The following is a 19455-nucleotide window of genomic DNA, read 5'->3' as shown; positions in this document are numbered from 1 at the left end:
CGGGGCACAGCCGCAGCAAACCGATGGCCTGATGCATCACGGCGACAGGGGCTCCCAATACGTCAGCATCCGCTACACAGAGCGACTCGCCGCCCGAGTTCGACAGTTAAAATTTCAACCCGTTGATTCTACGCAGAATTTTCTCCAGACGCTCCATTACGGGTTGACGTAGCCTGAACGGTGGTGACTCCAGAATTATGCGGGCATTTCCCCAACGGGCAAGAAATCTCCACGATCATCACCGCTCAGGCTGATGTACTCCAACCGCCACTGATCCACGCGTCGTAGGTCCGCCAGCGTGATGGAAGTATCGGCAACCGCTTCACAGGCGTCGAGCGCGATCTCAGTTGCAACGTCAGGTGTGCCGTAAGCCTGCTCGAAAAGCTCGCGCAATTGATTGGAGATCTTCTCTGCGGACTGGCGAGCCAGTGTACCGGCCTCAGCGGCGTCGTATACGACGGAAATCGACAGTGCATAGGGTTCGCCCTCAGGGGCTTCCACGAACCGTTGCTCTCCTAGGTCGAAGAATAGGCCGAGCAAATGCTTGGCCTCCGGTTCAAGAATTTTCCCGACCTTCCGCTCAACCGTGTACTTATTGCTGACTTGTTTCCGGAGCCGGTGCTCGAAGGTGTTGGGAAACGCTGGGCGGCCATAGTGAGCGGCGAGCCATAGCTTCAGCACCCGTTTCGAATCGGCGTGGAGCAAGACAGCGACATCTTTGACGGCGTACCTCTCAAATTCGTTCTTCGGTACAACCTGCCGCTTTGCATGGCGAAGTTCGACAAGCACGAGTGGTTCACCCTTCCTCTCGTAGCCCAAATGAAGCCTGTGCGGGCTCTTTGCGCGAGTGAACTGCGGGTTCACCGCATCGACGACGTCTGCGACGATGACCTCAACCGAAATTTCACCTTCGTGTGGAAGATCGCAGTCGTGCGTAATGACGACAACGCGGTGTTTGTCACCAACCATGCCGTTTAGTGTCGTCAACTTGGCTGCTGTTTCTTGAGTCAGAAGATCGCCTTGCCGCCATTCGGTTTCACGTGTCAGCATCCGTCGCCCCGATAGGTATTATTCGGAGGAACCTGGGATGGAGATCCCTGCACGCCAATCGTCTGAAGGCACGGCTCTAGACTTTGCCAAACCGGAGCGATCATAGGCTGCATCCATTGCTCGTGCTTCGGTGACGAGCGACTGAACGTGTTCGGGTAGAAGTGCTCTGGCAGCAACCAAGTCCAGCACGGAGCGGCCTTCGAATAACTTCATCTTCACGAGAGAAGACGCGCGACCTACGCCAGCCTTCAGGAAAGCGTCGGCCGCCAGGCTGAGGGAACGGATACGGTCCATTTTCTCCTCCTCGGGCACGGATTCTCCGCCAATCCATTTATAGATGGCTTGGCGAGAAACACCGAACACCGTGGACAAGTCTGCAATGGCGGGACGGAACACCTGCCGGATGTTCGCAAGGTGCTCAGCTGCAGAACGGATATCTGGGCGGTCAGTGTCCACGTCAGATGTCTGAATACGAAAATAAGGAATGCGCGCATCCAGCATTCTGCCCCATTTGCCGACGTGGGAGAGCTCGAAAACGCTCCCGGTGCCGCCTATGGCAAGTGTGCAGCCGATTGCTGCGGCAACTGCGACGTTGGCAAAACCGTGCGCAATCTGGAGAGGTCGTGCGGAGCAAGATGATGGCAAGGTCGTGGCATACATGGCGTTTCGATCCGGGATGGCCTCAGGCCCACACACCGCGTGCATGGTCTGTCGTTGTGGCACCGAATGCTGACTTGATTGTGGCGTGTAGCGAAAGCAGCTGTTCGTTCAGCTTACTCGTTTCCACAGGCATCCGCCCTTGGACATAATGGTCCATGTCGATGATCGCGTGCTCGCATGGCTCCGTGCTTGCAAATTGCGGCGCCACCACCAACCCGGTCGGCAGCATATCGGGGGGGAAGCCTAAGGGGGCGACCACCCGATACACCCTCACGACCAACACGCCCTTCGGCACAAGTGGGTGGATGTCGGTTGTGTACACCGACTCGGCCATTGCGTGCTGGCGAGGCGCATTGAAATCAATACCGTGCAATCCGCCTACAAGATATTGCTCTGTAGTTTCCCCTGCGCGCGGCAAGATGGCATCTAGGTAGCGAAGTCCCAGACGACTGATATGGTCTAGTGAGACGACCTTGTGTACTGCTGCGACACCGCGCAGCAATTCAGGGATGAATTCGTTGTGCGTTTGGTAATGGGTCGTGTGGTAGGTGATGGTCGAAGGCCCAAGGATGAATCCCGCCGCCCGATCACTGCGTGTCATTAGCCACGACGTTGTTTGCTCAATCTGTGGATTTTGCGGCTGCGCCTGGCCTGGGCTTGGCACGATAAGCTGCATCAGCTGTTGTGGTTCAAACAGCGGGTACCCCTCGCGTCGAAGTTGATCCTGAATCTGATCGACATACTTGGCCATCGCAGCGACGGGGTTGAAGTGCGCCTGAGCCAACGCGTAGTAGACAGGCGCATTTGTCATCTTCTCGCTCACAGGCAGCTCCAATTCACTTATGATTGACGAACCAATTGTCAGTTTACACTACGGTTGACATCGCCACCATGAGCACACCAGAGTTCGACAGTTAGAATTTCAACCTGTTGATTTCGCGCAATATTTTCTCCAGGCGCTCCATTACAGATTCACGTGGGCGGCGTCGGCAGTCGGCTTCTTGACCTTCAGGCTTGCGAGCACCAGGCGCTCGCCGAGCGGTTGGTGGCGATGGTTGAGAGGGGGTTGCTGGCGGAGCTGGGAGGTTGATCGACCGCCCGGCCGTCTCGGATGACAACCCCTATTCGGAGGCGCTGTTCAGGACCCTAAAGTATCGTCCGCACTAGCTTGACAGTCACCGGGAACTCGTCACGCCGCATTGCCCACAGCAAAACTACGCCTGAGTGTCAACAAACTCGCGAATCGCGGCTAGGAAACTCTGCGGATCCTGCAACTGTGGCACATGCGCACACCCCGGAAGCACGTGCAGGCGGGCGTTCGGTAAGGCGGCTACCAACTGGCGCGCCATCACGGGTGGCGTCGCCTCATCACCCTCGCCCACAACGACCAACACGGGGACAACGACTTTGTGCAGGTGATTGCCCAGATCCAGGGTCGCCAGCGATTGGCAGGCGTCATCGAAGGTATCCGGTGACATTGCAAGAAAGTGTTCCCGGCACTGCGCGAGGACATCGGGGTGCTTCTCACGGAAGTCCCCCGAGAAAAGGCGCGCCATCGCAATGTCGGCCACCGCTGACAATCCCTGGGTTTTGGCCTTCGAACGCATCTGGACGAACGCGGCTCGCCCAGATTCAGAAAAAGCGGTACCACACCCAACGAGCACGAGCTTGTCAGCCAGGTGTGGGTGCCGCATCGCCAGCACAATGGCCAGAAAGGCGCCATAGCCATTCCCGATAAAAACCGGCCGCACACCAAGATCGCAACTGCCAAGCGCAGCCGCAAGATGATCGGCTACGACCTCGAGCTCACCTCGTACGGGGTCAGATACCCCAAACCCTGGGAGACTGACCGACGTAACCTTATGAGACCGCGACAATGGTTCGAACACGCCGCTGAAACTGGCGTGATCGGCAAGCATTGAATGAAAGAGAACGACTCCCTGGCCCTGTCCTGCAACCATTATCTGCAACTGCCCGCTTCCGGCACGGACGAGAGTTCTTCCTGGCATTGGGGGCGTTTCCGCAGACGACGGTGTTCCCATCAATGCACCTCCCTGGCAATAGTCGCTGCGTTCGTCTTCAGTTCAGCCGCGGCTGGGCTGGTCGCGTGTACCCTGGATGCTGGCACCGAATGGAGAATTGACCCATATGGCCACGAGTAGGGGACGCGATGACACCGCCGATGCCAGCGAGGCCGGCGCCCAGACAGAAAACGATGCTAAAGAGGCGTGACGAGGGAATGCCGACACCACGCGCCATCTGCCGGTCGTCCACACTCGCGCGTATCATCATCCCGAGACGCGTTTTCTCCAGCAGCACCCAAAGTACGATGGCGAGCAGGACACTGAATATCAGGACGATAATGCGGTATAGGGGAAAGCCGAAGCCGAAGAGCCGTATGGCGCCTGAGAACGCATCGGGTGGCGAGACGGGTTGTGGGTCACCTCCCCAGAGCCATAGACACGCATCAGCGATGACGAACGCCACCCCCAGAGTAGCGAGGACTTGAGACAGGCTGTCGTTGATAAGCCGCCGCAGGATGAACCGTTCGGTGAGACCGCCGAGAATCGCAATGGCCAAGCATCCGGCCACCATCGCCAAGAGGAAGTTGTTGGTGTATTCGAGGACGGTAAGCCCCACGTAAGCACCCAACATGAAGTAGGCGCCATGTGCAAGGTTGGCGATGCGCATCAATCCGAATATGAGTGAGAAGCCAGCTGCGAGTGTGAACAGGATCCCGCCTAGCGCTAGGCTGTTCATGCTCTGAATGAGCCAGAACGACATATTCGACTCCCCCGGGGGATGCTTATTTCTCCAGATACCTGGCAGGTGGGTAGTCCCTGGAGTAGACGGGCTCCGCGAGGAATTTGGTTGGATCCTCAGTCCAGAACTGGCTGACTGCAGGGTAGGTCTTGATGATAGTGTTTGCCAGCCTGCCGTTCTTGCGTTCTACCTTGCGAATGTAGACGTTCATGATGGGGTTGCCGTACTTGTCCAGTATGATGTCGCCGCGCGGGTCTTGGGGAACGTGCACGTGACGTAGCGCATTCATGAACGCCTTTTTGTCTTCGATGTTGCCGTTCACGGATTGCAGGGCGTGCTCCAGCATGAGGCCAGCGCCGAACGCGCCCACTGAGTAGTAGCCCGGATCTTCTTTGTATTGTGCACGCATTTCCTCGACGAACCGCTTGTTGGCCGGGTTATCCAGTGTGGCCGCATACCATCCGGCGGAAATGATGCCGACGGCTTCGTTGCCCATTTTCTTCAGTACGCCTTCGTCTGTGGCGATCATGCCCGAGATGACAGGTATCTTGCCCTTCATGCCGTAGGCCTCGTATTGCTTGAGGAAGCGCACACTGTTGCTGCCAGCGAACCCGATGAGAACTGCATCTACCGTCGGATCGATCTCGCTGATGTAGGTGCCGTAGTCGGCGACATTTAGTGGTGCCCACAGCTTCTGAACCACTTTGCCACCGTTTTGTTCGAAGGTTCGCTGAAAGCCTGCGGTGCTCTCATAGCCATACGCGGAGCAGAAGACGCGCATGTACAAGGATGGCGTGCCCGAGAACGTCATCCGGTTTGCAATGGCACGTGGCTGCACGCACGATGGCAGCTACGAGCTTGTGCTCGATGATTGCACCCAAGCCCAGAGCTGGTGGGCCAGTTTGCAGTTGCGGCAGTACGTCAGAATTGCTCAGGGCGTCCTCCTGCGCCTGTGCGAGTCGTGTTCTCCACATCCATTCGTTTGGAGATGGCGGTTCATACGATGTCACCGACGCTACGATGACGCCCGAGGGTATCGTTGATACTGCGATAGCAGAAGGGCTTGACCTTATCGCCATAACCGATCACAACCGGATCACGAATGTCCGTCGGGCGCTGAAATACGCCGAAGGCAGGAATCTGCTGGTCGTCCCTGGCGTGGAGCTTTCCACTCCGCAGGGCCACCTACTCGTCTACTTTGAGATGGCTGACCAGCTGCAACGTTTTTTCGGTAAGCTGAACATTTCGGATGATCAGAAGGCCTGTCACAATACGATCCCGCAGTGCCTGCGCGCTGCGGCTGAGTTCAGCGGCTTCGGCATCTGTGCCCATATCGAGATGGATAGCGGCCTTGAGAAGGCGGCACCAAAATTTGATGCGTTCAAGCAGGAGGTTTTCAACTGCCCGAATTTGCTGGGCCTGGAGATCGCCCATGCTTCAAACAGCACCTTGTTCTCCCACGACGATGCCGACGCAAATCGAAGGAACTGCGCCGTAGCCCGATGTGCAGCCCTCGGCTTGGAAGAAGGGGTTGAACTGGCGAAAGTGATGTCGTCGGATGCGCACACCCTCAACGCGCTTGGCCGCAACGCGAGTGGCAATAGGAGGTTGACCAGGCTCAAGATGGAAGCTCTGACGTTCGCTTCGCTGCGGATAGCACTCATGGACGCGACTGCACGAGTGCGACTGGAAGACCTGATCCCGGAATCTGTACGAAGGACATCGTCTGCACGATCCTTGAAGGCAGTCAGAAGGCATTCAAGCGTCGGCAAGAGATGTACGGATACTGACCTTAGCCCCTCGTTATGTGCTCACCCCTGATGAGCTCTGGTCTCAGGCCGGGAGTACCGACTGCAAAAAATGACCGCCAATCAGGCGGTCATTCCTTCTGCCCTTATGAATGGCCAACTTTTCCCGCAAAACTTGGCCAACTTTTCCGAAAACCAACAACCCTCAAACGTCAATATTCCCCGCCTGCAGCGCGTGCGCTTCAATGAACGCGCGGCGCGGCTCCACATCATCTCCCATAAGCGTCACAAAGATCTCATCGGCGGCGATGGCGTCCTCGATGCGGACCTGCAGCAGGCGCCGGGAGGCGGGATCCATGGTGGTGTCCCAGAGTTGTTCGGGGTTCATTTCACCCAGGCCTTTATAGCGCTGCTTGCTGATGCCACGTTCGGCCTCAGTGCGCAGCCACTGCATGACTTCGCGGAAATCGGCGACGGGCTTTTCCTTCTGTTTTTCCCCCAGGCCGCGGCGGATGATGGCGCCCTCGCCCAGCAGGCCCATGAAGGTCTTGGCGGTGCGGGCGAGGATGGCGTAGTCGCCGCTGCGCACGAAGCTGCGGTCGAACAGGCTCACGCGCAGGTTGCCGAAGTGCGGACGTACCACGGCCAGGCGCCAGGCTTCTTCGGTTTCGTCGTATTGGGCCTCGACGTGGACCGGGTGCGGATCCTGCGGGTCGCGCAGCGCAGCTTCCATGGCGGCGGCGCTGGCACGTGCGGCGGCTTCGTCCATCAGGCTTACCGTCACGCCCTCGGCCATGGCCGATAACGCTTCGGTGTCCAGGGTGCGCGACAGGCGGGCGATTACCGAGTCTGCAGTGACGTACTGACGCGCCAGATCCATGAGCGCGTCGCCGCTGATGATGGTGGCCCCGGCGCGCGGCAGCAGTTCCGTGTCCTTCAGTGCGAGCTGCAGCATGAACTGGGCTTCTTCCGCATCGTCCTTCAGGTAGCGTTCCTCGCGCCCGACCTTCACCTTGTAGAGCGGTGGCTGGGCGATATAGATGTAGCCTCGTTCGACCAACGCCGGCATCTGCCGGTAGAAGAGCGTGAGCAGCAGCGTGCGGATGTGCGCGCCATCCACGTCCGCGTCGGTCATGATGATGATGCGGTGGTAGCGCAGTTTGTCAATGTTGAAGTCCGGCCCGATGCTGGTGCCCAGCGCCGTGATGAGCGTGGTGATCTGTTCGCTGGACAGCAGCCGGTCAAAGCGTGCCTTTTCCACGTTCAGCACCTTGCCGCGTAGCGGCAGGATGGCCTGGAATTTGCGGTCGCGACCCTGTTTGGCGGAGCCGCCGGCGGAGTCGCCCTCGACCAGATACAGTTCGCACAGCGCTGGGTCCTTTTCCTGGCAGTCGGCCAGCTTGCCCGGCAGACCGGCGCCTTCGAGGACGCTCTTGCGACGCGTCATTTCGCGCGCCTTACGGGCGGCCTCGCGGGCGCGGGCGGCTTCCACGATCTTGCCGCACACGGCGCGCGCGTCGGTCGGATTTTCGAGCAGCCAGGTTTCCAGCGTGCGGCTGACCGCGTCTTCGACGGCGGGGCGCACCTCGCTGGAGACGAGTTTGTCCTTGGTCTGGCTGCTGAATTTGGGTTCTGGGACTTTGACCGACAACACGCAGGCCAGGCCCTCGCGCATGTCGTCGCCGGTGGTGTCGACCTTGGCTTTTTTGGCGAGCTCGTTGTCGGTGATGTACTTGTTCAGTACGCGCGTCATTGCGGCGCGCAGGCCCGTCAGGTGGGTGCCGCCGTCGCGCTGCGGGATGTTGTTGGTGAAGCATAGTACGGTTTCGGCGTAGCTGTCGTTCCACTGCATGGCCACGTCCACGGTGCAACGCACGCCGCCCGCGTCGGATTCCGTGGACACCGCGAAGACGTTTTCATGCAGGACGGTCTTGGCGCGGTTGATGTATTGCACGAAGCCGCGCACCCCGCCCAGATACGCCAGATCCTCATCCTGGCCGGTGCGTTCGTCCGACAGCCGGATCTTGACCCCGTTATTCAGGAACGATAGTTCGCGCAGGCGCCGCGCCAGGATCTCATAGGTGTATTCGATGTTGGTGAAGATCTCGGCGTCGGCCAGATACCGCACGCTGGTCCCCGTGCGATCGGTATCGCCCGTGATCGCCAGCGGTGCGACGCGCTCGCCCCGGTGGAATTCGATCTGGTGTTCGTGGCCGTTGCGCCAGATGGTGAGCTTCAGCCATTCGGACAGGGCATTGACGCAGGAAACGCCCACACCGTGCAGCCCACCGGAGACCTTGTACGAGTTCTGGTCGAACTTGCCGCCGGCGTGCAGTTCCGTCATGACGATCTCGGCCGCGCTGCGGTGCTGCTCGTCGCTCTTGTGGATGGCGGTGGGGATGCCGCGACCATTGTCCACCACGGAGATGCTGTTGTCGGCGTGGATGGTGACCACGATTTCGTCGCAGAACCCCGCCAGGGCCTCGTCAATCGCGTTGTCCACGACCTCGAAGACCATGTGGTGCAGGCCGGTGCCGTCAGACGTGTCGCCGATGTACATGCCAGGGCGCTTGCGCACGGCCTCCAGGCCTTTGAGCATCTTGATCGAATCGGCGCTGTAGCTGGCGTCGGGGTGGCGGTGGTGAGTTTGTTCTGGCATGGAAATCCTGTAATTGAATCCGGAGCGGCGCAGATCTGGTGTGCCGCGTGAGCGGGGCGCTAGATGCGCATCGGCATGACGACGTACTGGAAGGCATCGTCGTCGGGCAGCGTGATGAGGACCGAGGCGTTGACGTCCGGCTGAACCGACCAGCAGATGGTCTCGGCCTTGACGTTGGCCAGCACGTCCAGCAGATAGCTGACGTTAAAGGCGACGTCCAGCGGTTCCTGTGCGTAGTCGATCTCCAGTTCCTCGCGTGCTTCTTCCTGTTCCGCGTTGGAGGCCGAGATGCGCATCAGGTTGCCGCCCAGCTCCAGCCGCACGCCCCGCAGCTTGTCGGTCGTCAGGATGGCCGCGCGCTGCAGGCTGGCCTGAAGCGGTTCGCGGCCGATCGTGAAGTGCCGTGTGTAACCGGTGGGGATGACGCGCTTGTAGTCGGGGAACTTGCCTTCTACCAGTTTGGAGATGACTTCGATCTGGTCGAAGCGGAAGCGGATCTGGTTGGCAGTGATGTCGATCTGTACGGCGGATTCGCCATCGTCGGCCAGGAGCCGCTGCATTTCATGCACCGTCTTGCGTGGAATGATGACGTCGTTCTGGCCGGTCAGGCCATCGACCGCCATGGCGCTGTGGGCCAGTCGGTGACCGTCCGTGGCGACGACGTTCACGCGCCCCTGCTCGGTGACGAAGAGCAGGCCGTTCAGGTAGTAGCGGATGTCTTGCTGTGCCATCGCGAAGTGCACGCGGTCAAAGAGATGCTTGAGCGCCTTCTGGGGCATGCTGAAGCTGGTGTCCCATTGTTCAGGCTGGGAAACCGTCGGGTAGTCGTCGGCCGCCAGCGTCTGTAGCGCGAAGCGGCTGCGGCCGGCGTTGACCGAGAGCTTTGTATCGTCCAGCGACAGCTTCACGTCCCCCAGGTCCGGTAATGCCCGCAGGATGTCCAGCAGCTTGCGTGCCGCCACGGTCGTGGCCAGCGTGTCGTTCCCCAGGCCGAAGTCCGCGTGGGTCGTGATCTGCACCTCGAGGTCATTGGCAATGAAGGAAACCTGTTGCCCTTGCTTGCGGATCAGGACATTGGCCAGAATCGGCAAGGTGTTGCGCCGCTCGACGATCCCCACCACTGTCGTCAAGGGTTTGAGCACAGCATCGCGAGTCGCTTGTATCAGTTGCATGTTCCTATCCTTTGAGGGTTTGCTCTAGTACATGGAGCGCGTGATTCAATTCGGTCTGTTTGGCGCGCAGATCGGTGATCTTGCGCACTGCGTGCAGCACGGTCGTGTGGTCGCGTCCACCGAACAGGTCGCCGATTTCGGGCAGGCTTTTCTGGGTGAGCTCCTTGGCCAGATACATGGCGATCTGCCGGGGCAGGGCGATGTTTGCAGGGCGCCGCTTGGAGTACATGTCGGCGACCTTGATTTTATAGAAATCGGCCACGGTCTTCTGGATGTTTTCGACCGTAATGAGGCTATTGGAGACGGATAGCAGGTCCTTCAGGGCTTCTTTGCAGACTTCGACGGTCAACACGTCGCGGCCGTGGAACCGGGCATAGGCCGAGACCTTGCGCAACGCCCCCTCCAGTTCGCGCACGTTGCTGCGTAGATGTTTGGCGATGAAAAAGGCGACTTCTTCGGGCATGGCGATGCCTTCGGTCTGTGCCTTGCGCAGCAGGATAGCGACGCGCATTTCGAGTTCGGGCGGCTCGATGGCCACGGTCAGCCCCGAGTCGAAGCGCGAAATCAGCCGGCTGTCGATGTTGGCCAGCTCTTTCGGATAGGTGTCCGAGGTGATGATGATCTGCTTGCGGTGCGCCACCATGGCTTCAAACGCGTAGAAGAACTCCTCCTGGGTCCGGTTCTTGCCGGCAAAGAACTGGATGTCGTCGATGAGCAGCAGGTCCAGCGAATGGTAGTAGCGCTTGAAATCGTCGAAAGCCCGGCGCTGGTAGGCCTTGACCACGTCGGAGACGTACTGGTCGGCATGCACGTAGCGCACGCGTGTGCTCAGCCCGTTGGCGAGCAGCGCATTGCCGATGGCGTGGATCAGGTGCGTCTTGCCCAGGCCTACGCCGCCATACAGAAAGAGCGGGTTGTAGGACACCCCTGGGTTCTCGGCGACTTGCATCGCGGCCGCCCGTGCGAGCTGGTTGGCCTTGCCGATCACGAAGTTGTCGAAAGTCAGTTCCTGGTTCAGGCGCGAACGGTCCTGGATGGCTTCTTCGGTTGCCGATACCGCCGGGCTGGCGACCGCAGCGGCGGACGGCGATGGGGCGGGTGTCTGGATTCGGGGTGCAGGGGTAGGAGTCCCTGTGTTGGCGGGTGCCGCAGCCCGCGCGGGGGTGGTCGCCGAGAGCTCGAACTGGACCTGGACGGATTGTGAATACCAGTCGGCGGCCATGGATTCCAGGCGTGAGGAAAAGTTCTTGCGCACCCAGTCGAGCTTGAAGCGGTTGGGCGCGCCAATTCTCAGGATTGCAAGTTCCTCGTCGTAACCAAGGGGTACCAGAGGCTTGATCCAGGCGCTGATTTGCTGGGGGGGAAGTTCCCGCTCCAGCTGCTGGAGGCAGGCCTGCCAGAATTCATTCATAACGGTCATCGTGCGAAACCTCGATTCTACCCTTTCCCGTCTCAGGTTATCCACAGCCCGGCTGCTCTGCTCGCCCGTTTTCAGGGGATAACACCATAAGCGATTGACGGCACATCGAAAATTTGCTGAAATAGTAGGCTTTTCGATCCCATGGGCGTGTCTGTCCCGTGGACTTCCGTACTTTCCAGAGCTCTTTGGATTCACCATGAAACGCACCTACCAGCCTTCCGTTACCCGCCGCAAGCGCACCCATGGCTTTCGCGTGCGCATGAAGACACGCAGCGGTCGCGCTGTTCTGAGTGCGCGCCGTGCGAAGGGCCGCAAGCGCCTGGCCGTCTAGTTGAGTGACTGGGTGCGGGATCTGGCCGCGCCCTTCGCCGATCGCCATGCCATCCGCTTTTCCACCGGCGGCTCGGCTGCATCGCCCCTCGGAATACGCAGCAGCCCTGAAGGGGCGACGTATCGCCCGGGGGGCTTTGTTTGTCGTCTCCAGCCCTCGGCAGCCGGCGAACGGCGGCGGAGCTCGGCTTGGACTCATCGTGCCCAAGCGCCAGGTGCCACTGGCGGTAGGACGCAACACCATCAAACGCGTAGTGCGCGAGGCCTTCCGGGTGCGCCGGGCGTCGTTGCCCGACGGTGACTGGGTGTTCAGACTGGTCGCGCGACCAGAGCCCGGCAGCCTGACGGCGCTGAAGCGTCAGGTACGCCTCGAGGTGGATACCCTGCTTTCCAGGATCGCGCCATGCTGATGCGTTCGCTGGTCATCGCGCCGATCCGGTTTTACCGGTATTTCCTCAGCCCCTGGGTGGGGCAGCAATGCCGTTTCACCCCGACCTGTTCGGCCTACACGATAGAAGCAATTGAAACTCACGGGGTGTTGCGCGGTCTATGGTTGGGTATGTGCCGCATTGCACGCTGTCACCCGGGATGCCCCGGCGGCTTTGATCCGGTTCCGCCGGCAGCGGGCCATCCGCATCACCCATGAACTCCGACTCGAACCTGGCGCCGCCTCAAGCGGGTGTCAGCTCCGCTACGTTAAACTGGTGAGCTTTTCGCACCGAACTCTTCAAATTCAGGCGCCATGGACATTCGACGCACCATCCTCTGGATGATCTTCTCGTTTTCACTCTTGCTGTTGTGGAACAACTGGCAGGTGTACCGGGGTGAGCCTTCGCTGTTTTCCCTGACGCCGCCGGCGACCCAGACGGCCAAGCCCGACGCAGCCAAATCGGCGGCGACGCACCCGGCTGGCACAGAGGGGATCCCGTCGGCGGGTGCGCAGAGCGCACCGACTGCGCAGGCGAAGGTTCCGAACCCGGAAGCCGTGCCCCAGGGCCAGCAGGTGCATGTGAAGACAGGTGTGTATGACCTGACTTTCGACACCATGGGTGCGCAGCTGGTGCGCGCGGATCTGCTGGCGTACAAAAACCAGGAGGCCACGACGGGGATTCTGCCTTGGTTCAAGGGCCTGATGGGACACAAGCCGCCCAAAGACGCCGGCGGCCCCATGTATCTGCTCAACGACCAGCCGGGCGACATGTATGTGGCCCAGACCGGATTGGTCGGGGCGCCGCAGGGCAGCAGTTATCCCACCCACCTGACGCCGTTCACCGTGGTGGGGTCCGGCCCTGTGGTGAAGGATGGAAAGACCGAAATCGCCTTCGAGGCGACGTCGGATCAGGTGCGCGTGGTCAAGACCTTCATTCTGTCCAAGGATGGCTATGACATCCATGTGCGCAACGACATTTACAACCTGGGCACTCAGCCCATCGATCCGTCGCTGTATCTGCAGTTGACCCGTGACAGTCACGAACCCCCCAACACCACCGGTTACTACACCACGTTCACGGGGCCGGCGGTCTATTCGGAACAAGACAAGTTCCAGAAGATCAAGTTCGAGGAAATCACCAAGGGCAAAGCCAGCTACATCCAGCAGGCGGACAACGGCTGGATCGGGATGGTGCAGCACTATTTCGCCTCGGCCTGGGTACCCAAGCAGGGGGTGGTGCGCACCAACCAGGCGCTGGCGCTTCCCGGCGGTCTGTTTGCAATCCGCAGCATCGAATCGGTGGGCACCATTGCGCCGGGCGCGCACAAGACTGTGGACTCGCAACTGTGGGTGGGACCTCAGGATCAGCGTGCCATGGGCGCGGTGGCGCCGGGCCTGGGCCTGGTGGTCGACTATGGTTGGGTCACGATCATCGCCAAGCCCATGTTCAAGTTCATGATCTGGCTGCATAGTCTGGTCGGCAACTGGGGCTGGACCATCGTGCTGCTCACGCTGATCATCAAGCTGATCTTCTATCCGCTGTCGGCCGCCAGCTACCGGTCGATGGCGAAGATGAAGCTGGTCGCGCCGCGCATGAAGCACCTAAAGGAAAAATTCGGCGACGACAAGGCGAAGATGAACGCCGCCATGATGGAGATGTACCGGACCGAGAAGATCAATCCGCTGGGCGGCTGCTTGCCCATGGTGGTGCAGGTCCCGGTGTTCATTGCGCTGTACTGGGTACTGCTGGGCAGCGTGGAGATGCGCGGCGCGCCCTGGATCATGTGGATCCATGATCTGTCGGTGAGCGATCCCTGGTTCATTCTGCCGGCGTTCATGATGCTGACGATGTTCCTGCAGATCAAGCTGAACCCGACGCCGCCGGACCCGACGCAGGCCAAGATCATGATGATCATGCCGCTGGTGTTCGGCGGGATGATGTTCCTGTTCCCGGCCGGCCTGGTGTTGTACTGGTGCGTGAACAATACGGTCTCCATCATTCAGCAGCGGGTGATCATGCGGCGGCTGGATCACGAGAAGGCGGCTTCGGCATCCAGCTGAGTGGCGGTTTTGGGCTGCCGGCGAGGCAGCCCCAACATTCAGATCTGCTGCCGGTTGGTGTCTTGTAGGCGAAACTGATGCCGGTGAGTGATTCGGATCCCATCATTGCGATTGCCACGGCACCGGGGCGTGGCGGCATCGGTGTGATTCGCGTTTCGGGGCCCGACCTGCGTGGCTGGGCCGACGAGCTGCTGGGCCAGTCCCTGACAGCGCGTCATGCGCATTTCCTGGCCTTTCGTGCGGTGGGCGGCGAGGTTCTGGACGAGGGGCTGGCGCTGTTTTTCCCCGGTCCCCATTCGTACACCGGCGAGGACGTGCTGGAACTGCAGGGCCATGGCGGTCCAGCGGTCCTGCGCCGTGTACTGGAAGACTGCCTGGCGCGTAGCGCCGACATCGGGTTGCGCCTTGCGCGGCCGGGTGAATTCACGCAGCGGGCGTTTCTGAATGGGCGTCTGGATCTGGCGCAGGCCGAGGCGGTGGCCGATCTGATCGAGGCCAGTTCCGCGGCGGCGGCGCGCAGTGCGATGGCGTCGCTGTCTGGCGCATTTTCGGCCGAGATCGATGCGTTGAGCGAACGCATTGTGAAGCTGCGCATGCTGGTCGAGGCCACGCTGGATTTCCCGGAAGAGGAAATCGACTTCCTGGAAAAATACCAGGCCGCCGAGCGGTTGCAGGCGGTGATGGACAGCCTGGAAGGTGTGCTGCGCACGGCCCGCCAGGGCAGGGTGCTGCGCGATGGCCTGCATGTGGTGCTGGCGGGCCAGCCCAATGTCGGCAAGTCCAGTCTGCTGAACGCGTTGGCGGGCGATGACGTCGCCATTGTCACGCCGATTGCCGGCACCACCCGCGACCGGGTGGTGCAGCAGATCCACATCGAGGGCGTCCCGCTGCACATCGTGGACACGGCCGGGCTGCGCGAGACGGAGGACGCCGTGGAGCGCATCGGCATCGAGCGGAGCTGGGCCGAGATTGCGCGCGCGCAGGTCATCGTTCATCTGCAGGACGCTCGCCAGCCGGATGATCCGCTGGATGCGGAAATCGTGCGACGGCTGCCGGTCGGCGTTCCCGTGCTGCGGGTCTGGAACAAGGTGGACCTGCTGGAAAGCAGGGCTGGGAAGGGTACCGCGCCGCAGGCAGCGGATGCGGACGATGCTCCCGTGGTGATCTCAGCTCATACGGGCGAGGGCCTGGACACGCTGCGCGCCCGGCTGCTGCGGATTGCCGGCTGGACCCCGGGCGCTGAATCCCCGTGGCTGGCGCGAGAACGCCATGTCCACGCGCTGGAGGAGGCCCGCAGCCGCCTCCGGCTCGCCGCCGGGCATGCGGCGCATGGTGACCAGGTCCTGGACCTGTTCGCCGAGGAACTGCGCCTGGCCCATGAGGCGCTGTGCGAGATCACGGGACAGTTCACCAGCGACGACCTGCTGGGCGAGATTTTCTCGAGTTTTTGTATTGGAAAGTGATTCCCTTCGCAGCATTCGCTATCTGGCCGCGCGCTACACTCAACGGTTGCAGATGCAGCGCCAAAGCGGGCCAATGACAATACTCCCCACGCCGATTCAGGCCTCTTCATCCGACGATTACATACGGCCTACTTTGCTGCTGGTGCTGACCGTCGCCCTGGTCGGTGTCTTTGCCTTCGTCCAGGTCTATTCCGTGCAGTCCATCCTGCCTGAATTGCAGCGCGACCTGCATGCCTCGGTGGTACAGGTAGGCAACACGGTGGGAATGACGGTGCTGGCAGTGGCGCTGATGTCGCCCTTCGTCGGCATGTTGTCCGATGCGGTAGGCCGCAAGTGGCTGATCGTGGGATCGGTGTTCGCGCTGGCGGTTCCCACAGCGTTGATTACCCAGGTGCAGACGGTGCATGGGCTGCTTCTCCTGCGGTTCCTGCAGGGGCTGGCGGTGCCGGGCGTCTCGGTCGTCATCATCGCCTACATTGGCGAGGAATTCCGCAGCGGACTCATGGTGCGGGTCATGACCATCTATGTCGCGGGTTCCGTGCTGGGCGGGTTTCTGGGGCGCTTTCTGATGGGGCACCTGACCGAATTCATGGCCTGGCGGACCGCTTTCGGGGTGATGGCGGCGCTGAATCTGGCCGGGGCAGTGGTGGTCTGGCGCGGGTTGCCCGCTTCGCGCCATTTCGTGGCCAAGAAGGGCATCTCCAGCAGCCTGAACACGCTGGGCCAGTTGCTGCGCAATCCTTCGCTGCAGGTGGCCTGCGCCCTGGGGTTCACGGTACTGTTCGGGCTGGTGGGACTGTTCACCTTCGTGAACCTGCACCTGGCGGCGGCGCCGTACGGGTTCAGTTCGGGGGCGCTGGCCAACATCTTTGTCGTGTACCTGTTGGGGGTGGTGATCACACCCATGGCGGGGCGCTTGATTCCGCGATTCGGCGTGCGCCGCACGGTACTGGTGGCGGTGGGAATTTCTGCGGCGGGCGTCCTGCTAACGCTAGTGCAGCCGGCCTGGGGGATCGTGGTGGCACTGGCCATTGCGGCCTGTGGCGTCTTCATCACGCAGTCGGCCACCATGACCTTCATCGCGTACCGCATCACCAGCGGGCGCTCGCTCGCCAGCGGCCTGTATTACACAGCCTATTACTGCGGCGGGTTCTCGGGTGCCTGGGTCGGCGGGATCGCCTATACGCTGGGGGCCTGGCCGGGTACGGTTGCCACGCTGATCGCCACGCAGGCGATCGGTTGGCTGATCGCCTGGCGATTTATGCCCAGAACGATGCCGGGGGCGCGGTGATGGGGGATGCAGAGTACCCCTGCATCCCCCATGCCGCCGCGTTTTTCTGTCTGGCTACTTCGTGTACTTGAAGTCAGCGTTCCACTTCTTCAGGTCGTCCTTCGAATACTTCAGCGAGTCCTGTGGGCTCAGGCGGAAGTATTGTGGCGAGCCGATTGCCGGCAGAGTGACCCCCAAGACGGTGGGCGATGCGACATCGGATCGCGCCGGGTATTCCCCGATCGCGGCGAAGATCTTTTGTCCGTGCTTCGAGAGGTTGTAGTTGATGAAGACCTTGGCCGCAGCTTCGTTCTTGACCGACTGAGTCATGCCCAGGAAGTAGTCATAGACCGCGACACCCTCGGTGGGGACCACGAACATCAACGGAGCATTTTCTTTCTTGGCGAGGATGTTGACGTCGCTGATCTTGACGGTTCCAACCGAGATCTCTCCACGCGCCAGTGCAATCGCTTCCTGCCCCAGAGAGCTGTAGATGACAGGGTCCTGGGCGTAATATTTTTTGAAGTAGTCCTCGCCCAGCTTGGAAATCATGAAGCGGTTCAGCGAAGCGGTGCTGCCGCCTGATCCGCCTTGGACGATCCCGATCTTCTTCTTCCATTTTCCGTTGACCATGTCAGCCCACGAATGAGGAGCGGAATTCTTGTCCGCCAGCTGGGTGTTGTAGCCGATGGTGTAGACGGAATCGAAGACCAGGTTGAACGAGCCATTGTCCTGGCTCAGCTGCGGTGTGCCGGAGATGATGGGCGGCATGTATTTTTTCCAGACCCCGGCCTTTTCCATGGACAATGCATTCGGGTAGTCGGATGTCCGGATGACGTCAGCCCCCAGTTTCCCGGCGCCTTGCTCGGACAGCACGCGCTCCAGAAGTTGGTTGGGGGTCAATCGAATCATGTTGACCTTGATGCCGGTGTCCTTCGTGAAGTCATCGATCAGGGCCTTTTCTGGCGATTGCACGTAGCCTGTGTACAGATTCAGGGTCTGTTGCTTGGCCTGAGCAAACGTTCCGGCATCGGCGATGACCTCGCCCTCGATGACGAGGTCACCGGCATTGGCCGCGCAGGCGACACCGCTGAATGCAGCGCTCACGACGGCAGCGGTTACCAGGCATGATGTCAATATTCCCTTGTGAACACTGGATCTTTTCATAACTGTCTCCTTGGCTTTGGTCCGGGGTTGTCAATTGTGCGTATCACGCACGGAATTCCTGTTTCTCTGGATGGAACCAACCGCCTTGCCCAGGACGGCAATGACGGCAATCACGATGCAGTAGTAGACGCTGATGGCTGCTGCCGCCTGGATCTGTCCGTTTTCGAAGTTCTCGAACACCATGATCGAAAGGATCCGGGTGTCGGACGTAAACAGGAAAATGACTGCGCTCAATTCGCGCATTGACATCATCAGGAACAGCAGGAAGGTGGAGGTAATGCCAACGCGCATCAGCGGAACGGTGACTGTCCGGATCGCCCGTGAGCGATTCGCACCGAGCAGGACCGCGCTATCTTCGAGGTCGCTGCCGATCTGCAGAACGGATGCCGAGATGCCCTGGTAGCCTTGGGGCAGGAATACTGCGACGCAGGCAATCACCAGAACCCAGATGGTGCCATATACCGGAACCGGGATGAAAAGCCAGGTCCACAGCAACCCCATGCCCATGACGATCGACGGGATGGCGAGCGGGGTCATGGCGAGGAAATCGATCACATTGCGAAAGCGCGAGATCGTCCGGTGCCGAATGTAAGAGGCGATGAAGGCAATCAGCGTCCCGAAAATCGCCGCCAGCACGGATACCGTAATACTGTTGGTCAGGCCGACGCGCAGATCGATGGATGTCAGGGTGGCCGAGAGCCGATCCAGCGTCAGCGCGCCCGGGTGAAAGAGCTGAGAGATTTTGATGAGGAATGGTGAGGACTGCATGGCTGTCACGAGCAGCGCGAGCAGTGGCAGCAGGATCGAGATCAGGAAATAGATCAGGACATACGCGGTGATCAGCCATTTGAAGTGCCCTAACGGAACAAGCCGGGTCATGGCGCCCTTGCCCGTGACGGTGGTGAACTTCCGCCGGCTGATCACGCGCTGCTGCAGGACGGTGAAGATCAGCAGACCCACGGTGAGGATGATGGACACTGCCGCTGCATTATTGCTCTGGGACGGCGTTGTGCTCATCAGGCGGTAGATGAACGTTGGCAGGGTGTCCACTCGCCCGGGCATGCCGACAACCTGTGCCACAGGGAAGTTCTGCATGGCAAGGGCGAAGACGAGGATTGCAGACCCCAGTATCGCCGGGAGCACCAGCGGCAGCGTGACCGTGCGAAGCGTACGCCCGAATGTGGCGCCGTGCACCGCGGCCGCTGGTGCTCCCGGCGATACTGGGGTCTGCAATCCTCGTCTTCGCCCTTGCCATGCAGAAC

General features: G+C 60.6%; 18 protein-coding genes. 7 read left to right on the top strand and 11 right to left on the bottom strand.

Annotated elements, in window-relative coordinates; genetic code table 11:
- Positions 1-195: 195 nt before the first annotated feature.
- The 6 genes from EPN31_RS14815 to EPN31_RS14790 all read right to left on the bottom strand — a co-directional run bounded on the left by EPN31_RS14815 (position 196) and on the right by EPN31_RS14790 (position 5284).
- Positions 196-1050 carry a hypothetical protein gene (locus EPN31_RS14815; protein ID WP_291774724.1) on the bottom strand — a complete coding sequence of 285 codons (855 nt, stop codon included), beginning with the start codon at positions 1048-1050 and terminating at the stop codon, positions 196-198.
- 18 nt (positions 1051-1068) lie between these two features.
- The gene (locus EPN31_RS14810) at positions 1069-1710 is read right to left on the bottom strand and encodes a hypothetical protein (protein WP_291774721.1); all 642 of its coding nucleotides are present in this window, start codon (positions 1708-1710) and stop codon (positions 1069-1071) included.
- Between the two features lie 22 nt (positions 1711-1732).
- Positions 1733-2533: a TIGR04255 family protein gene (locus EPN31_RS14805; protein ID WP_291774719.1), complete on the bottom strand. Its 801-nt coding sequence runs from the start codon at positions 2531-2533 to the stop codon at positions 1733-1735.
- Positions 2534-2924: 391 nt separating this feature from the next.
- On the bottom strand, positions 2925-3719 hold the full coding sequence (locus tag EPN31_RS14800) for an alpha/beta fold hydrolase (RefSeq protein ID WP_291774835.1): 795 nt from the start codon (positions 3717-3719) through the stop codon (positions 2925-2927).
- A gap of 70 nt (positions 3720-3789) precedes the next feature.
- Positions 3790-4494: a branched-chain amino acid ABC transporter permease gene (locus EPN31_RS14795; protein ID WP_291774716.1), complete on the bottom strand. Its 705-nt coding sequence runs from the start codon at positions 4492-4494 to the stop codon at positions 3790-3792.
- Positions 4495-4516: 22 nt separating this feature from the next.
- Positions 4517-5284, bottom strand: coding sequence for an ABC transporter substrate-binding protein (locus tag EPN31_RS14790; RefSeq protein WP_291774713.1), 768 nt, complete (start codon positions 5282-5284; stop codon positions 4517-4519).
- Between EPN31_RS14790 and EPN31_RS14785 the strand changes: the two genes are divergently transcribed.
- On the top strand, positions 5263-6294 hold the full coding sequence (locus EPN31_RS14785; protein ID WP_367188323.1) for a PHP domain-containing protein: 1032 nt from the start codon (positions 5263-5265) through the stop codon (positions 6292-6294). The two genes, EPN31_RS14790 and EPN31_RS14785, sit on opposite strands and share 22 nt — an antisense overlap.
- A gap of 132 nt (positions 6295-6426) precedes the next feature.
- On the opposite strand, the gene gyrB is transcribed toward EPN31_RS14785, so the two are convergent.
- From gyrB to dnaA, 3 genes are read right to left on the bottom strand one after another with little or no spacing between them, the layout of a single operon-like run.
- On the bottom strand, positions 6427-8880 hold the full coding sequence (gene gyrB, locus EPN31_RS14780) for a DNA topoisomerase (ATP-hydrolyzing) subunit B (protein WP_291774707.1): 2454 nt from the start codon (positions 8878-8880) through the stop codon (positions 6427-6429).
- 59 nt (positions 8881-8939) lie between these two features.
- Complete coding sequence (dnaN, locus tag EPN31_RS14775; protein WP_291774704.1) at positions 8940-10052, bottom strand: DNA polymerase III subunit beta; 1113 nt, start codon at positions 10050-10052, stop codon at positions 8940-8942.
- A 4-nt stretch (positions 10053-10056) separates the two neighbouring features.
- Positions 10057-11463: a chromosomal replication initiator protein DnaA gene (dnaA, locus tag EPN31_RS14770; RefSeq protein WP_291774833.1), complete on the bottom strand. Its 1407-nt coding sequence runs from the start codon at positions 11461-11463 to the stop codon at positions 10057-10059.
- Positions 11464-11668: 205 nt separating this feature from the next.
- Here dnaA and rpmH point away from each other — a divergent pair, with 205 nt between their 5' ends.
- From rpmH to EPN31_RS14740, 6 genes are all read left to right on the top strand, one after another.
- Entirely contained in the window at positions 11669-11803 is a 135-nt protein-coding gene (rpmH, locus tag EPN31_RS14765) for a 50S ribosomal protein L34 (protein ID WP_291774700.1), read from the top strand.
- A gap of 46 nt (positions 11804-11849) precedes the next feature.
- Positions 11850-12212 (top strand): ribonuclease P protein component, encoded by a 363-nt coding sequence (locus EPN31_RS14760; RefSeq protein WP_291774697.1) that lies wholly within the window; start codon positions 11850-11852, stop codon positions 12210-12212.
- Complete coding sequence (gene yidD, locus EPN31_RS14755; RefSeq protein WP_291774830.1) at positions 12209-12448, top strand: membrane protein insertion efficiency factor YidD; 240 nt, start codon at positions 12209-12211, stop codon at positions 12446-12448. Before EPN31_RS14760 ends, yidD begins: the two co-directional genes overlap by 4 nt.
- Before the next feature lie 96 nt (positions 12449-12544).
- The gene (yidC, locus tag EPN31_RS14750) at positions 12545-14293 is read left to right on the top strand and encodes a membrane protein insertase YidC (protein WP_291774694.1); all 1749 of its coding nucleotides are present in this window, start codon (positions 12545-12547) and stop codon (positions 14291-14293) included.
- 83 nt (positions 14294-14376) lie between these two features.
- Complete coding sequence (mnmE, locus tag EPN31_RS14745) at positions 14377-15756, top strand: tRNA uridine-5-carboxymethylaminomethyl(34) synthesis GTPase MnmE (RefSeq protein ID WP_291774827.1); 1380 nt, start codon at positions 14377-14379, stop codon at positions 15754-15756.
- 73 nt (positions 15757-15829) lie between these two features.
- Positions 15830-17047: an MFS transporter gene (locus EPN31_RS14740; protein ID WP_291774692.1), complete on the top strand. Its 1218-nt coding sequence runs from the start codon at positions 15830-15832 to the stop codon at positions 17045-17047.
- A 54-nt stretch (positions 17048-17101) separates the two neighbouring features.
- On the opposite strand, the gene EPN31_RS14735 is transcribed toward EPN31_RS14740, so the two are convergent.
- A complete protein-coding gene (locus tag EPN31_RS14735) occupies positions 17102-18193 on the bottom strand; it encodes an extracellular solute-binding protein (RefSeq protein ID WP_291774690.1) in 1092 nt (363 codons plus the stop codon).
- A 30-nt stretch (positions 18194-18223) separates the two neighbouring features.
- A partial coding sequence (locus EPN31_RS14730; protein ID WP_291774688.1) for an iron ABC transporter permease occupies positions 18224-19455 on the bottom strand: 1232 nt, incomplete at its 5' end.

Origin of the sequence: Castellaniella sp. (assembly GCF_004321985.1) — a bacterium.
In the GTDB taxonomy this organism is placed as follows: Bacteria; Pseudomonadota; Gammaproteobacteria; order Burkholderiales; family Burkholderiaceae_B; genus Castellaniella.
This window is presented reverse-complemented; position numbering and strand designations above follow the sequence as displayed.